This window comes from Anaerolineae bacterium, from assembly GCA_011176535.1.
Lineage (GTDB): Bacteria > Chloroflexota > Anaerolineae > Anaerolineales > DRMV01 > DUEP01.
The window spans coordinates 1-15076 of sequence record DUEP01000129.1 but is presented as its reverse complement, the minus strand read 5'-3'; the positions used below and the strand labels follow the sequence as shown (position 1 = coordinate 15076).

Annotated in this window: 13 protein-coding genes, 1 tRNA gene and 2 pseudogenes; 3 read left to right on the top strand and 13 right to left on the bottom strand. The window is 64.4% G+C overall.

All coding sequences use genetic code 11. The features are described from left to right. Window positions 1-16: 16 nt before the first annotated feature. The 5 genes and pseudogenes from G4O04_11150 to G4O04_11130 all read right to left on the bottom strand — a co-directional run bounded on the left by G4O04_11150 (window position 17) and on the right by G4O04_11130 (window position 4716). A pseudogene (locus G4O04_11150) lies at window positions 17-199 on the bottom strand (cysteine synthase A). A gap of 371 nt (window positions 200-570) precedes the next feature. After that, window positions 571-1107, bottom strand: a pseudogene (locus tag G4O04_11145) (site-2 protease family protein). A 68-nt stretch (window positions 1108-1175) separates the two neighbouring features. Next, window positions 1176-2465, bottom strand: coding sequence for a phosphopyruvate hydratase (gene eno / locus G4O04_11140; protein ID HEY59062.1), 1290 nt, complete (start codon window positions 2463-2465; stop codon window positions 1176-1178). 112 nt (window positions 2466-2577) lie between these two features. After that, window positions 2578-4233 carry a CTP synthase gene (locus G4O04_11135; protein HEY59061.1) on the bottom strand — a complete coding sequence of 552 codons (1656 nt, stop codon included), beginning with the start codon at window positions 4231-4233 and terminating at the stop codon, window positions 2578-2580. A gap of 111 nt (window positions 4234-4344) precedes the next feature. Beyond that, window positions 4345-4716, bottom strand: coding sequence for a hypothetical protein (locus G4O04_11130; protein HEY59060.1), 372 nt, complete (start codon window positions 4714-4716; stop codon window positions 4345-4347). Window positions 4717-4990: 274 nt separating this feature from the next. Between G4O04_11130 and G4O04_11125 the strand changes: the two genes are divergently transcribed. Together G4O04_11125 and G4O04_11120 are read left to right on the top strand one after the other, a co-directional pair. Next, the gene (locus tag G4O04_11125; GenBank protein HEY59059.1) at window positions 4991-5929 is read left to right on the top strand and encodes a DMT family transporter; all 939 of its coding nucleotides are present in this window, start codon (window positions 4991-4993) and stop codon (window positions 5927-5929) included. Window positions 5930-5945: 16 nt separating this feature from the next. After that, on the top strand, window positions 5946-6968 hold the full coding sequence (locus G4O04_11120; GenBank protein HEY59058.1) for a hypothetical protein: 1023 nt from the start codon (window positions 5946-5948) through the stop codon (window positions 6966-6968). A 69-nt stretch (window positions 6969-7037) separates the two neighbouring features. Here the strand turns inward: G4O04_11120 and pyk are convergent, their stop codons facing one another. From pyk to argF, 4 genes are all read right to left on the bottom strand, one after another. Beyond that, entirely contained in the window at window positions 7038-8486 is a 1449-nt protein-coding gene (gene pyk / locus G4O04_11115; protein HEY59057.1) for a pyruvate kinase, read from the bottom strand. A 51-nt stretch (window positions 8487-8537) separates the two neighbouring features. Next, complete coding sequence (locus G4O04_11110) at window positions 8538-9851, bottom strand: acetyl-CoA hydrolase/transferase family protein (protein HEY59056.1); 1314 nt, start codon at window positions 9849-9851, stop codon at window positions 8538-8540. After that, window positions 9841-10938, bottom strand: coding sequence for an alanine dehydrogenase (gene ald, locus G4O04_11105; protein HEY59055.1), 1098 nt, complete (start codon window positions 10936-10938; stop codon window positions 9841-9843). The genes G4O04_11110 and ald overlap by 11 nt, the downstream gene beginning before the upstream one ends. A 63-nt stretch (window positions 10939-11001) precedes the next feature. Next, window positions 11002-11928: an ornithine carbamoyltransferase gene (gene argF / locus G4O04_11100; protein HEY59054.1), complete on the bottom strand. Its 927-nt coding sequence runs from the start codon at window positions 11926-11928 to the stop codon at window positions 11002-11004. Between the two features lie 132 nt (window positions 11929-12060). On the opposite strand from argF, the gene G4O04_11095 reads away from it, so the two are divergent. Next, a tRNA-Met gene (locus G4O04_11095) sits at window positions 12061-12132 on the top strand. Between the two features lie 68 nt (window positions 12133-12200). Here the strand turns inward: G4O04_11095 and G4O04_11090 are convergent. The 4 genes from G4O04_11090 to G4O04_11075 are packed head-to-tail and all read right to left on the bottom strand — an operon-like array spanning window position 12201 to window position 14671. Beyond that, window positions 12201-13016 carry an alpha/beta fold hydrolase gene (locus tag G4O04_11090; GenBank protein ID HEY59053.1) on the bottom strand — a complete coding sequence of 272 codons (816 nt, stop codon included), beginning with the start codon at window positions 13014-13016 and terminating at the stop codon, window positions 12201-12203. After that, the gene (locus G4O04_11085; GenBank protein ID HEY59052.1) at window positions 13003-13692 is read right to left on the bottom strand and encodes a hypothetical protein; all 690 of its coding nucleotides are present in this window, start codon (window positions 13690-13692) and stop codon (window positions 13003-13005) included. Before G4O04_11085 ends, G4O04_11090 begins: the two co-directional genes overlap by 14 nt. Further along, window positions 13689-14435: a hypothetical protein gene (locus G4O04_11080; protein ID HEY59051.1), complete on the bottom strand. Its 747-nt coding sequence runs from the start codon at window positions 14433-14435 to the stop codon at window positions 13689-13691. The genes G4O04_11085 and G4O04_11080 overlap by 4 nt, the downstream gene beginning before the upstream one ends. Further along, complete coding sequence (locus G4O04_11075) at window positions 14435-14671, bottom strand: hypothetical protein (GenBank protein HEY59050.1); 237 nt, start codon at window positions 14669-14671, stop codon at window positions 14435-14437. The genes G4O04_11080 and G4O04_11075 overlap by 1 nt, the downstream gene beginning before the upstream one ends. Between the last annotated feature and the right edge of the window lie 405 nt (window positions 14672-15076).

The window sequence follows — 15076 nt, the reverse complement described above, 5'->3', positions numbered from 1 at the left end:
TGGAGGGTCTCCTCCTTCAATTCGCTTCGGCCTCTTGGAAGAGGGCCGTGCTCAGGTAACGCTCCCCCGTGTCCGGCAGGATGACGACGATGAGCTTGCCGGCGTTCTCCGGCCGTTTGGCCACATCCACGGCGGCGTGGGCCGCGGCCCCGGCCGAGATGCCCACCAGCAGCCCCTCCTCCCTGGCCAGACGGCGGGCCAGGCGAGGCCTCAGCGCGCGGCCTAAAACGGCGACGATGCGTTCCCACAAAGCGATGTGGGTGAGGGCTTTCCCCGCGTCGTGGAGGAGGGCGGCCATTTGCACCTCTGGCGGGGCTGCAGGCCCGCCCACGGCGCGCCAGACCCGCAATCCGTGGGCCTGTTCGTTCAGCGGTAGGGCACGGAACAGCCCCCAAAGGGCCGGAGGCAAGGCCTCGCGGGCCGCGGCCAGACCTTCGGTGTCCGGCTTGCTGTGCAGCGTCACCAACACCTGCCAGGCCCGGTATCCCCAGCGGCGTAGGTTCAGCCGAGCAGCCATCGCGAGAGCATCCATGCCGGCCAGCCCACCAGCCAGCGCAGGATGTCCAGCCCCACCATGGGCAACACGAAAATCACGATGAGGAACACCGCCGGGGCGTAAGGCTCCAGGGGGGCCAGGTACTCATGCCAGAAGCGCGGGGCCAGTTCGGCCAGCACTTTGGCCCCATCCAGCGGCGGCAAGGGCAGCAGGTTGAAGAGAAGCAAGATGAGGTTGAGCCAGACGAATTCCCTCAGCCCCAGGCGCAGCCACAGAGGCCAGAAAGGCAGGCGGTATAGCACGCCCCCCAGCACGGCCAGGCCCAGGTTGCTCAGCGGCCCGGCCAGCGAGACCCAGAGCATACCATCCCGCCGGCGCAAGGCGTAAGGGTTCACCGGCACGGGCCTGGCCCACCCAAAGCCGCTGATGAGGAAAAACAGGGTGCCTGCCGGGTCCAGGTGAGCCAAGGGATTCAAGGTGAGTCGCCCGGCGCGGCGCGGCGTTTCGTCGCCTAAGGAGACCGCCACGGCGGCGTGGGCCAACTCGTGGACGGTGAAGGCAATCGCCAGGGTGATCAGGCGGATGAACAGGTCGGTGAGGGCAGGGAACATGGTTGGTTCGTTGGTTTGTGAGTCGTTGCTTCGTGGGTCGTCCTTCGCAAATCGCCAGTCGCCATTCGCTATCCGCCCCTCCTCACCGCGTCCCAGCCGGCATAACGGGCGATGTCGCCCAACTCCTCTTCAATGCGCAGCAGGCGGTTGTACTTCGCCACGCGGTCTGAGCGGGCGGGGGCGCCGGTCTTGATCTGGCCCATGTTCAGGGCCACCGACAGGTCGGCGATGGTGGTGTCCTCGGTCTCGCCGGAGCGATGCGAGGTCACCGTGCCCCAACCGGCCCGCTGGGCCAGGGTGACGGCCTCGATGGTCTCGGTCAGGGAGCCGATCTGGTTCACCTTGACCAGCAGGGCGTTGCAGGTTTTCTCGCGGATGGCGCGGCGCACACGGTGGGGGTTGGTGACCAGCAGGTCGTCGCCCACCAACTGCACCTTATCGCCCAGGGCGGCGGTGAGCATCTGCCAGCCCTCCCAGTCGTCCTCAGCCAGGCCGTCCTCCAACGACACGATGGGGTACTGGCGGATCCAGTTCTCCCAGAACCTGACCATCTCTTCGCTGGTGAGCACTTTGCCCTCGCGGCGTAGGTTGTACTTGCCGTCTTCGTACAGTTCCGAAGTGGCCGGGTCGAGGGCCAGGGTCACCTGCTCGCCGGGCCTGTATCCGGCCTTCTCGATGGCCTCCAGGATGACCTCGATGGCCTCCTCGTTGGCTTTGAGGTGGGGGGCAAAACCGCCCTCGTCGCCCACTAAGGTAGCGTAGCCTTTGGCTTTGAGCACGGCCTTCAAGGCATGGTAGATTTCGCTGCCCCAGCGCAGGGCTTCGGCAAAGGAAGGCGCGCCCAAGGGCATGACCATGAACTCTTGCATGTCGGTGGATTGCCAGCCGGTGTGTGCCCCGCCGTTCAGGATGTTCATCATCGGCACGGGCAGTACATGGGCGTATACCCCGCCGATGTAGCGGTAGAGGGGCAGTTGCAGGCTGTTGGCCGCTGCCTTGGCCACGGCCAGGCTCACGCCCAGGATGGCGTTGGCCCCCAGTTTGGATTTGTTGGGCGTGCCGTCCAATTCCAGCAGCAGGTGGTCGATTTCCATCTGCTCGGTGGCATCCCAGCCGAGCAGCGCCTCTGCAATGGTGGTGTTCACATGTTCCACCGCCTGGCGCACGCCTTTGCCGTTGTAGCGGCTTTTGTCGCCGTCGCGCAGTTCCAGGGCCTCATGGGCGCCGGTGGACGCGCCCGAGGGCACGGCCGCGCGGCCCCAACTGCCGTCGGCCAGGGTGACTTCGACTTCCACGGTGGGGTTTCCACGGGAATCCAGAATCTCGCGGGCGTACACGAATTCGATGGTGGTGTCCATTGTCTACCTCCTGGTTCGAATGGCGGATGCCAGGCCCGGCATGGCACCGGACCCAAGGGCTGGTGCGGGACCCCAAAATCCGGTTTTGGGACCCCATGGGAAAATCCGGGCCTCAGGGTTGAGCCTTCACCTCAGGTTCCGGCTCCTTCGCTTGCTGCTTTTGGGCCTGCTCCATGGCAGCGCGCAAAAAGGCCACAAAAAGGGGATGAGGCCGGTTGGGCCGGGAAAGGAATTCGGGATGGAATTGGGTGCCCAGCATGAAGGGATGGTCGCGCAGTTCGGTGATTTCCACCAGGCGACCGTCCGGCGAGAGGCCGGAGAACACCATGCCTGCCCGGGCCAGCACTTCGCGGTACGCATTGTTGAACTCAAAGCGATGGCGATGGCGCTCTTCTACCTCGTCCACACCGTAGGCGCGGTGGGCGATGGTGCCGGGTTGTAACTGGCAGGGGTAAAGGCCCAGGCGCATGGTGCCGCCTTTGTCCAGAATGCCCCGCTGGTCGGGCATGAGGTCGATGACGGGGTGTGGCGTGTTGCGGTTGAACTCGGTGGAGTTGGCTTCTTCGTCGCCCAGCACATGGCGAGCGAACTCGACGACCATGAGTTGCATGCCCAAGCACAGGCCAAAGTAAGGCACCTTGTGCTCGCGAGCATAGCGGGCGGCCTGGATCTTGCCTTCGATGCCTCGATCGCCAAAGCCGCCGGGGACTAAGATGCCGTGGGCGGCCCGTACTTCTTCCCATCCCCGGCCGCGTTCCAGTTCGGCCGAGTGCACCCAGGCGATGTCCACTTCAATCCCCAGGTGCAAGGCGGCATGGTGCAGGGCCTCGCGCACGCTCATGTAGGCATCGTGCAGTTCCACATATTTGCCCACCAGGGCGATGTTCACCCTGGGTTTTTCCCGGCGGGCTTCCTCCACCAGGTGTTGCCAGGGCGCCCAGTCGGGCTTTTGGCGTGGGGACAGCCCCAACCGACGCAGCACATAGTCGGCCACGCCGTAGCGCTCCAGCAGCAGCGGGACCTCGTAGAGGACATCCGTGGTCACCATGGGGATCACGGCCTGGGGCTCCACATCGCAGAAGAGGGCGATTTTCTCGCGCAGTTCATCGGGGACCGGGTAGTCGGAGCGGGCAATGATCATATCGGCCTGGATGCCGATGGAGCGCAGTTCGCGCACGCTGTGCTGGGTGGGTTTGGTCTTCAGTTCGCCGGTGGAACGGATGTAGGGCAGCCAGGTGACATGGATGTAGAGGCTGTTCTCGCGGCCTACATCGTGGCGCATCTGGCGCAGGGCTTCGAGGAAGGGCAGCGATTCGATGTCGCCCACCGTGCCGCCGACCTCCACCACCACGATTTCCGCTCCGGTGGTCTTGGCCACCAAGGCGGTGCGGCGCTTGATTTCGTCGGTGATGTGAGGGATGACCTGGATGGTGCCGCCCAAGTAATCGCCCCGCCGTTCCTTGGCGATGACTTCCATGTACACTTGCCCGGTGGTGATGTTGCTGTGGCGGTTCAGGCGGACATCCATGAAGCGCTCGTAATGCCCCAGGTCCAAATCGGTCTCAGCCCCATCGTCCAGCACGAAGACCTCGCCGTGCTGGTAGGGGTTCATCGTGCCGGGGTCCACATTGAGGTAGGGGTCCAGTTTCTGGGCGGTGACTGAGAAACCGCGCTCCTTGAGGGTGCGGCCTAAGGCTGCCGCGGTGACCCCTTTGCCCACGGAACTCAGCACGCCTCCGGTGACGAAGATGAATTTGGTCTCTTGCACGAACCGACCTCCATCCGAAAAGTTGGCCTCTTGCCGAACGCGGTACAAAGAAAGCGGGAGGGCCGACCTTGCGTGGCATCCTCCCGACCTCCTTCGGGGACCAGTGGGCGCTCAGATGAGACGGGCCAGGTCCTCGGCCGCGCGGCGCATTTCCAGGAAGATGAGGCCCAGTTTGGCCACTTTGTTGGCCAGGACGGTGAGTACGGCCTCCTCGCCCACGGCGCTGAGGATGACATAGCCCTGGTCGCCCTTGACATACACCTGTTCGATGGTGCCGCGCCCCAACTCGCTGGCGATCCGCTCGCCCAGGCTGAGCATGGCTGCCGACATGGCCGAAACACGGTCCTCTTCCGTGTCGGTCGGAAGGGCCGAGGCAATGATCAGCCCATCCACCGAGACCACGGCCGAGGCTTCGATGTCCGGCGCTGCGGCTCGCATGGCTTGCAAACGAGATACCATTTGTTCCGCCCGCGCACGCCCCATGGGTTTACCTCCCGTTTTCTATGGTTCAGGACTGCTCCTGCTGCATTTAGTGTATCACAATTCGCAAACTTTTGGGACAAAAGTGAGGCCTGACGGAGGGGCGGACGCGGTGTGACAAAAAAGCCTGGCGGTTGAAGCCGCGGGTTACGGTTTGCCAAGTCCGCCTACGCGGACTGGTGTGGAAGCGGCGGGGCGCGGATGCGCTAGGTTGCGCCACGATTGTAGCATAGCCTTCTATCGCTCCCCACGCCAAGGAAGGCCTACCGGGAGATATATGGTCGAACGGGCCGAATTAGGCTACAATGGAGTCAATCCGCTGGATGGGAGGCACACCTTGGCGACCTCGCATGACCTTCGAGCCATCTTCGCCGGGCTGCTGGCCACCTCGATTTGGGGCGGCATGTATGTGGTGAGCAAGGTGGTCCTTGATGTCATCCCTCCTTTTGGTCTGCTCACCCTGCGGCTGATTTTGGGGGCGGGGGTGCTCTTGGGCGTGGCGCTGCTTCAGCGGCAACCTGCGCCCGCCTGGGGGCAGGTGTGGCGCCTGCTGGGTGTGGGCCTGCTGGGGTACGGCGTCTCGTTGGGATTCCAGTTTGTGGGTACCAAACTTTCCACGGCGGCCAACGGGGCCCTGGTGACCTCGGCCACCCCGGCCTTTGTGCTCCTCTTTGGCGCCTGGCTCCTGCGGGAGCCGATCACTCGCGGGAAGGCCCTGGCATTGGCCCTGGCCTCGGTGGGCGTGGTCGTGGTCATCGATCCCCGCGGGGTGCGTTTCGATGGCGCCTTGTTTTGGGGCAACTTGGCCCTGGTGGCCGCAGCCCTGACCTGGGCCCTCTACTCGGTGTTGGTGCGCCTGGTGACCCGACAGGTGGATGTGCTCTGGACCAGCCTCCTGGCCTTTCTCGGTGGGTTGTTGCTCACCGTGCCCGCGGCGGCCTGGGAAGGCTTTGCCCTGGGATGGGGCGCGGTGACCTGGCCCGTGGTGGCTGGCGTGTTCTATCTGGGCGTGGTCTCCACCGCGCTCGCCATGTACCTTTGGAACTATGCCTTTGCCCGGCTGGAAGCCGGCGTGGCGGCCATGACTTTTTTCGCTCAGCCTGTGGTCGGCGTAGGACTGGGCGCCTGGTTGCTGCATGAACCGTTGGGAGGAGGCTTTTTTCTGGGCGGGATGCTAATTCTGGTCGGTGTGTGGCTGGCCACGCGCGAGGCTTGACGATAAGGAGGCTCTAATGAAGCAGGTGTTTGCCGTACTTTTGCTTTTGCTCGCTTTGTCGTTGGGCTGGCTGGGGTTGGGCCTGGTGCGCACGGTGGGGGCTCTGGCGAACCCCCACTTTTGGGTGGAGGCCTTGCCCTGGCTGCGGGATGAGATTTTGCTTCCCAAGGCGCAGGAGCAGGTGCAGAATCTGGCGGCTCATCTTCCTCCCCAGGAACCGGCTCAGTGGGTGGCCCGGGCGCTGGCGCAGGCCGATCAAGATACCTGGCGGGCGATGGTGGACGCTTTGCTTCCCCTTGAGAAAATGGGCGACCTTTTGGCCGCCACATGGCCCCCTGTGTGGAAGGTGCTTCTGCAACCCGGGGCGGGACCTCAGGAGATTTCCCTGATCCCCTGGAAGCAGCAACTCACCCAGGGGGTTGGCCCGGCCCTGGACATCTTGCTCAACGCCCTGCCGATCTGCACCCTGCAGGAGAACCTGGCCCTGGCCCAGGCGGCGTTGACCCGTCGCTGGGACAAAGCCCCATTGTGCCGTCCTCCGCGCAATGTGCTGGACGCCTTTTGGCCCATGATGGTTCAAGAAGCCCAAAAAGGCGTGCAGACGACGCTCCCAGATGCCTGGCCGCTTCATCGTTTGCTCCCTCCGGAGGCGCTGGCTGCCTTGCGCCGGGTGTTCGTCTTGGCCCCCCTTGTGGGGTGGGGGCTGGTGGGCGTTGGGGGGCTGGTGGCGCTTTTGAGCGTCGCTTTGGCCGCCGAGGGCCTGGCCGGCTGGCTGGCCTGGGGCGGCAGCGTGTTGCTGGTCTATGGCGCAGGCGTGTTCACCATGGCGCGGTGGGGTCTCCAGATGGTGATGCGCCTGTGGGAGCGACAGGCCTCGATTCCCCCGGCCTTGCAATCGTCGCTGGTGCAGACGGATCTCTGGCCTCGCTTCTGGCATGCCATGTGGGATCCGGTGATGCCCCGGATGTTGGGTTTGATGGGTGCCGGGGTTGTCTTGTGGGGCGGCGGCCTGCTCTTGCGTACCCGAACCCCGCGCTGAGAGCCCGACCGCGCGCCGGTGGGTTTCAGCCAAAAGGGCGACCTTTTGTCAAGGTCGCCCTTGGCGTGTTTAGGGGATTTGCCCCACCGTGTGGAGGAGCAGAAAGTTGGGCGGTCGCATGGCCCCCACCGGGAACCCGGCCACGACCACAACTTGCTCCCCTGTTTCGATGTGGGTGGCCGTTCGCAACCCGGTTTCCACATGGCGCAACATCCGTTCCACCGTGTCGGCAAAGGGCACGCGATAGGGGATGATGCCCCAGTGCATGGCCAGGCGACGGTAGGTGCGTTCTTCCGGGGTGAAGGCCAGGATGGGCACTCTGGGGCGTGTTTTGGCCATGAGCACCGCCGTGCGCCCCGTCTGGGTAAACACGGCAATACCGGCCACATCGCGGTCGTGCGCCAGTTCGCGGGCGGCGATGGCCAGGGACAGGGCGTCGTCGTGGCGGGTTTCGTCGCCCGGCACGCCCCGCCAGTGCCCCCAACGCTCCAGGTTGGCCTCGGCTGTGCGGACGATGGCGTCCATCATGCGCACGGCCTCCACCGGATACTTCCCCATGGCCGTTTCGCCCGAAAGCATCACCGCATCGGTGCCGTCGAAAATGGCGTTGGCCACATCGCTGGCCTCGGCGCGGGTGGGGCGAGGATTGTGAATCATGGAATCCAGCATTTGCGTAGCGGTAATTACCAGTTTGGCGTGGCGGTTGGCCATCTCGATGATGCGCTTTTGTGCAATGGGCACTGCCTCGGGCGGCATCTCCACGCCCAGGTCGCCTCGCGCCACCATCACCCCGTCGGCGGCGTGGATGATCTGGTGCAGGTTGTCCATGGCCTGGGGCCGTTCCAGTTTGGCGATCAAGGGCGTGTCGGCCCGTTCAGGGGCGATTTCAGCGATGGCCTGACGCACCCGGGCCACATCTTTCTCGTCGCGCACGAAGGAGATGGCCACGGCGTCCACCCCATGGTGCAGTCCAAAGGTCAAGTCTTCCTCGTCCTTCTCGGTGAAGCCGGGGATGTCCAGTTGGGCCCCCGGGAGGTTGACGCCTTTGTGGGAGGTCACCTGCCCGCCCAGGACGGTGCGCGCCCGCACGGTATCGCCTTCCACGGCCAGCACCTCAAACTCAAGATTACCGTCATCGAGTAGGATGCGCCCGCCGGGACGCACGGACTGGGCCAGGTCAGCGAAGTCGATGGGCAGCACTTGCGGATCGTCCGAGGTGGGCTGAAAACGAAAGGCGACCTCATCGCCGGGGGCCAGGAAAAGGGGCTCCTCGGCCAGGGTGCCTAGACGAATCTTCGGCCCCTGCAGGTCCTGCAAGATGGCCACCGGTTTGCCCAATCGATGGGCCAGTTGGCGTACCCGGCGGATGACCTCCGCGTGCTCTTCGGGGCTACCATGGGAGAAGTTGAGACGCACCACATCCACGCCGGCCTGGAGCATGGCGCGCAGGGTGCCTTCATCGCGGCTGGCCGGGCCTACGGTGGCGACGATTTTTGTGCGACGCAAAAAGGTCTTCATCTATGAACCTCGGATCTATCCGGTGGAGCCAAAGGCTGCCCAACGGCGGGGCTACAGGTAGTTGAGTTTCCTGGCCTGGTAGGTCAACTCGTCGCGGAAGTCGGGGTGGGCGATGGAGATGAGCAGTTTGGCCCGCTCGCGCAGGGTTTTGCCGTAAAGGTTCACCGCCCCGTATTCGGTGACCACATAGTGCACATGGTAGCGGGTGGTGACCACCCCTGCGCCAGGTTTCAGCGTGGGCACAATGCGGCTGAGGCGAGTGCCGTCGCGCAAGGTGACCGTGCTGGGGAGGGCGATGATGGGTTTGCCGCCTTTGGAGCGCGAGGCGCCGTAGATGAAGTCCAACTGGCCGCCCACGCCCGAATACAGGCGGGTGCCGATGCTGTCGGCGCAGACCTGGCCGGTGAGGTCCACCTCGATGGCCGAATTGATGGCCACCATCTTTTCGTTTTGGGCGATCACATAGGGGTCGTTGACATACTGGGTGGGGTGAAGTTCGATGATGGGGTTGTCGTCGATGAAATCGTACAGCCGCTGGGTCCCCAACACAAAACCGGCCACGATTTTACCCGGATGCAGGGTCTTGCGGGCGTTGGTGAGCACGCCGGCTTCCACCAGGTCGATGACGCCATCGGAGAACAACTCGGTGTGCACGCCCAGGTCCTTTTTGTCGTGCAGGTAGAGGAGCACGGCGTCGGGGATGGCGCCGATGCCCATCTGCAGGGTGGAACCGTCCTCGATGAGGTCGGCCACATAGGCGGCGATCTGCCGGGCGATCTCGTTGGGCTCGCCCATCTTGATTTCGGGCAAGGAGTAGTCCACCGGCACCAGGTAGTCGATTTGGGAGATGTGGATGAAGGAATCGCCCAGGGTGCGAGGCATGCGTTCGTTCACCTCGGCGATGACGATGCGTGCGGACTGGGCCGCCGGCTTGGTGACCCCGACTTCCACCCCGAAGGAGCAGAACCCGTGCTCATCGGGCGGGGAGACATGGATGAGGGCCACATCCAGGGGAATGTGCCCTTGGAGGAACAGGTAGGGGATCTCCCCCAGGCGGATGGGGGTGAAATCGGCCCGCCCCTCGTTGACCGCCCGGCGCACATTGTTGCTGATGAACATGGTGTTCACCCGTAGGTGTTTTTCCATGCCGGGGGCCACATAGTCATCGTTGCCCATGGTCAGGATCTGGATGATCTCAACATCGTGGAGTTCAGGGGCGTAGTCCACCAGGGCGGCCAGGAGTTTCTGCGGGGTGGAGCAGTTGCCCGTGAGGAAAACGCGGTACCCCGGTTGAATCACACGCACAGCCTCTTCGGCCGAGACCACGCGATTCCGGTAGCGAGAAAGCCATTCATTACTGAGCATGGTCGGGCCTCCTTGGGTCCGTCAGGCGGCGAAGGTGGTGGAGCCGTCCGCGATGGGTGTTCACCGCGCGGCCGATTTCCGGGTCTTCCAGGATGGCGTCGGTGCCTTCGTCCACCACGCGGAGGATGTAGGGCAGGGCGGCGTTGACCAGCGCGTGGGTCGCCGTGCGCGCCACCACGCCGGGCATGTTGGGCACGCAGTAGTGGATGACGCCCTCCTCGATGAAGGTGGGGTGGTCGTGGGTGGTGGGGCGCGAAGTCTCCACGCAGCCCCCTTCGTCGATGCTGATGTCCATGATGATGGAGCGTGGCTTCATGGCCCGCACCATCTCGCGGGTGACCACGATGGGCGCCCGTTGGCCGGGGACCAGCACGGCGCCGACCACCACATCCGCGTAGGAAACCGCGCGGGCGATGTTGTGGGGGGTGGCTTTCATGGTCACGATGCCCGAGAAGGTACAGTAGGCTTCTTCCAGGGCGGCTTCGGAGATGTCGAGCAGGGTGACATGGGCGCCCAATCCCAAAAAGGCCCGCATGGCCCAGCGGCCCACGGTGCCCGCGCCGATGATGACCACCTCGGCCGGTGGCACTCCCGGCAGCCCTCCCAGTAGGATGCCTTTCCCGCCGTGATTGTTCTGGAGCAGGCGGGTGGCGATTTGCACGGCCATGCTGCCCCCGATTTGGCTCATGGGCTTGAGCACCGGCCGGATACCGTCGGCGCGTTGAATTTGCTCGTAGGCAATGGCGGTGATGCCCTTCTCCAGCAGCAGGTCGATTTTGTTCTGGCGCGCCGAGGAGAGGTGGAGCAGGCCCATGAGGATGGTTTCGGGCCGCATCCAGGTCAATTCTTCGTACAGGGGACGGGCGACTTTGACCAGCAGGTCGGCGCGGGTGAACACCTCTTGGGGGGAATAGACGATGCGCGCGCCGGCGCGTTCGTAGTCTTCGTCCCGAAAACCGGCGCCTAAACCGGCGTTGTGCTCCACAATGACGGTGTGCCCCCGTTGGGCCAGGGCCTCAACGCCTGCTGGCGACAGCCCCACCCGAAACTCAAAGGGGCGACGCTCTTTGGGGATCCCGATATACATGCTCAACCTCCTGCGGAGAGAGACGAATGCCCCGGCAGGTCGTTCTGCCGGGGAAGAAGTGGGCTATCGGACGCCAAACAGCCGCGCCAGGATGGCCTTCTGGGCGTGAAGACGGTTGTGTGCCTGCTGAAAGATGACCGAATGCGGGCCGTCGGCCACCTCATCGGTGATTTCTTGACCGCGATGGGCCGGCAGGCAGTGCATGACGATGGCCGAGGGCTTGGTTTTGGCGACCAGCGCTTCGTTGACCTGGTAGGGCGGGAAAACCTTCAGGCGGCGTTGGGTTTCTTCTTCCTGGCCCATGCTGACCCAGGTGTCGGTGTAAATCACATCGGCGTCCTGGACGGCCTGCTGCGGGTCGTGGAGGAAGGATAAGCGGCTGCCGCTTTCGGCGGCGAACTGGTGGGCCTGGGCGACGGCAAGTTCGGGGATTTCATAGCCCTCCGGCCCCACCCAAATAAAATCGGCCCCCAGCTTGGCGCAAATGTGCATCAGCGAAACGGCCACATTGTTGCCGTCACCCACGAAGACCACTTTGAGCCCCTTCAGGCGCCCGAAACGCTCGTAAATGGTGAGGGCATCGGCCATGGCCTGGCAGGGATGGTTGTAGTCGCTCAAGCCGTTGATCACCGGCACCGAGGCCCAGCGGGCCAGTTCGACCACATGCTGATGATCGAAAACCCGGGCCATGATGGCGTCGACATAACCGCTAAGTACGCGCGCCACATCGGCAATGGATTCCCGTTTGCCCAGGCCGATCTCCTGGGGGGCCAGGTAAAACGCATAGCCTCCCAGGTGTTGCATGGCCATTTCAAAGGACACGCGGGTGCGCAAACTGGGTTTCTGGAACACCATGGCCAGGGATTTGCCGGCCAGTAAAGGCGGATTTCCCCCGGCCTGCCATTCTTTTTTCAGTGCCACGGCCAGGTCGAGCATGTCCAAAATCTCGGCAGGCGAGAAATCGGCAATGGCCAGAAAGTCGCGTTTCATCCTTTTTCTCCTTCACCTGGGGTATCGCTGATTCAAGTATATCACGGGCGCCGCTTGGGGTGTCGCGGCCGCCCTGCCCGATTTTCGGGCAAAAGGTTGACAAATCCCGACAGGCTGATTAAACTTTGGCACGGCGAGATAGCTCAATGGCAGAGCAGGGGACTCATAAGCCCTTGGTTGTGGGTTCAAATCCCACTCTCGCCATTCCTGAATCCTCCCCTCCAGATGCTGCTCTCCAAGAGGGCGCCCCGCAATGAGCGGGGCGGTCGTTTTTAACCCTGGGGTTCGGTGGTTGGCAAGGGCTTCCCTTGCAAAAAGGCCACCAGAGCCGGGTTCACGATGTCGGGGTGAGTGGCGATGAGGCCATGTCCGGCGCCGGCAATGCGCAGCCACCGGGCCTGAGGGATGCCTTGCACCAGTTCGCCCTGGTTTTTGGGGTCCACGGTGGTGTCGGCCAGGCCGGTGATGACCAAGGTGGGCGCCTGGATCTCCGAGAGACGTGGATAGGCGTTGAACAGGGCCAGGGCACGCATGGCGGCCCGGTAGGCGCAGGGGTTGGCCTGGAGAATGTGGCGGCGCAGCGTTTCCCGGGCCACCGGTGCGTCGGGAAAGATGCGCTGCGAAACGGTGCGCGCCTGGGCCTCCATCCCCACGGTGTACACCAGCACCAACCGGAAGAGGAAATACAGCCAGCCGGCAGGGCTCCGGGGGCGCAGGCGGGCGAAGGTGTTGATGAGCACCAGACGATGGGTGCGCTCCGGATGGGCCAGGGCAAAGGCCTGGGCCAGCACCCCGCCCATGGAGATGCCCACCACGTGGGTGCGGGGAAGGCTCAGGGCATCCAGCAGGGCCTTCAAGTCCTTCACCACCTCGGGGATGCGCCAGCGACCGGGATAGGAAGAGCGGCCAAACCCCCGGATATCTGGGGCCAGTGGACGGAACCCAGCGCCCTCCAAGGCGGGGAACTGCAGTTGCCAGGATTCGCCGGCTGAGCCTAACCCGTGCAGCAGCAGCACAACTTCGCCCCCTTGGGGGTTGGGATCCAGATAGAACATCCGTACGCCAGTGGGCAGGTCAATTTGAGGCATGGCTTTGTCCTCCGGGAGACATGAGCAGGTAGGCAGCCACGGCAAAGGCAACGGCCACGTTGAGGGAGCGTTTGTGGCCTGTCATCGGGAGGGCCACCACGCGATCGCACAGAGCCAGCACGCCGGGATCGACACCGGCCTGTTCGTTGCCCAACACCAGGGCTAGGGCGAGATCCCGCGCCTCAGTGTGGAGCATGGGTAGAGGCCGGGCCTGAGGGCCGGTTTCCAGTGCCCACAGGGTCCACCCCTGGGCCTTGAGGGCCTGCGCCAGACACACGGCGTTGGGGTGATAGCTCCACGCCACCTGCTGCTCGGCACCCAGGGCGGTTTTGGTCACGCCGGGGTGGTCTGGGGTGGGGGTGAAACCGCACAGACAGAGGTGGCCCCACCCGGCGCCATCGGCGCTGCGGAAGATGGACCCCACATTCCACGCGCTGCGCAGGTTGTCCAGCACGGCCAGGCGGGCGCCTGGTGTGGCCGGAGGGAGCGGCGCGGGGCGGGGCTGGCGGTGGGGAAAGGGCAGCTCGACGGGCAGGTCCACCTGCGCCGCAAGGTGCACGGCCGCCCCGCACCTGGGGCATGTCCGCAGGGGAGCCTGATGCGCGCCTTCGACCACCTCCGGAAAGCGCAAGGCGCACTCCGGGTTCGTGCATTTCCAGAAGCGGGCGCGTTTCATTGCTCCACAAGGATCACAGGGAGCGTCACCGCGGGAGAAAAATCGACCTCAAGATTGTCCACGTGGAAACGGTAGAACGCCAGGCGTTCCACCTGGGGGATGTGGCACCAGAAATCGTCCAGCTCCTGTCTTTCGTGGTCGTCCAGCAGGAAGGTGAGGTCTGAGGTGGCCCAGAACCCGGCCATCCGTGCCATCTCTTGCATCAATGTCATTTCGTGGGGCTGGAGCAGATTGTAGCGTGTGCGGAAGAAGGCCATATAGGCGTCGGTGTGGGCCAGGGGGCGTAGCCAGAGCCGGTGGAGGGAGGGGCGAATGGCGTTTTGAACACCGGGGGCGACGTAGTTGTAGAAGTAATCGTATCCCCAGGCGCGCAGACGGTGGGCGGTTTGCTGCAACCAGGCCTGCACCGGGGGCAGGGTGGTGTCCAGGGCGAAGAAGGGCGCGTTCCAGTTGAAGCCCGCCGGTACCAGGTTCCCTTGGGCGTCGCGGAGGAGCCAGTCGGGATGCTTGGCGAACAGGCGGCTGTGCGGGATGACGATGAAAGGCGCCCACCAGATTCCGGGAGTGTGGTCGGCCTGGCGAATGCGCCGGGCCAGGGTGTCCATCCCAGCGGGGAATTTGGCGTTGGGCTCCCAGTCTCCAATGGCCTGTTGCCAGCCGTCGTCGAACTGGAACACTTTGTAGGGCAGCCCGCCCAGCCCGGCCAGGATATGTTCCAGCAGGGGCTGGCTGATGTCTTGCATCACGCTGTGCCAGGAGCACCAGACCTGCGGTGGCGGGGTTTGGCCCCGGCGTCCCAGGTGGCGCTCAGTCGGTGGGCGTAAGCGGTAAAGGGGGGCTCGCCCTCCCCGGCGGCCAGGAACCAAGGCTCGGCGCCGTGTTCGTTCCAGCCGATGAGCGCCTCGCCCTCCAGACGCAGGCGGCTGTCCAGCCCCAAAGCACCCAAAAGCAGGCGCTCGCTGTTGGGGCCTTCCACCACGGCCAGGCCAACCCTCCACAGGGAAGGGCTTTGAACCGGATCGTCGGTTTGAGGCCAGAGAGGGCGTCGGAAGGGGCTGAGCGGGGGTCAGGCTCCACGAATGCCAGCCGTGGCGGTAGAAGCGCACCGGCGGGAAAGGCAGCCGCAGGCGCACCTCGGCGGCCTGGCCGAGCAGATCGTCTTCCGTGGGCGTCCAGGAGATGCTGGTTTTCAGGGGGAGGCCCTGGAGCGTCACAGTAGGCATGGCGAATGTCCTCTCCTCCGTGGTTGGGCATCAGACTGTGGCGCTGGACGTCTGGCTGGCGCGGCGGGCCATTTCATCGCGCAGGCGTTTGACATCGCGCTGCACGGTCCACAGCATACCGGTGAAGATAACGGCGCAAAGGAGCCAGGCGCCAGTGGAGA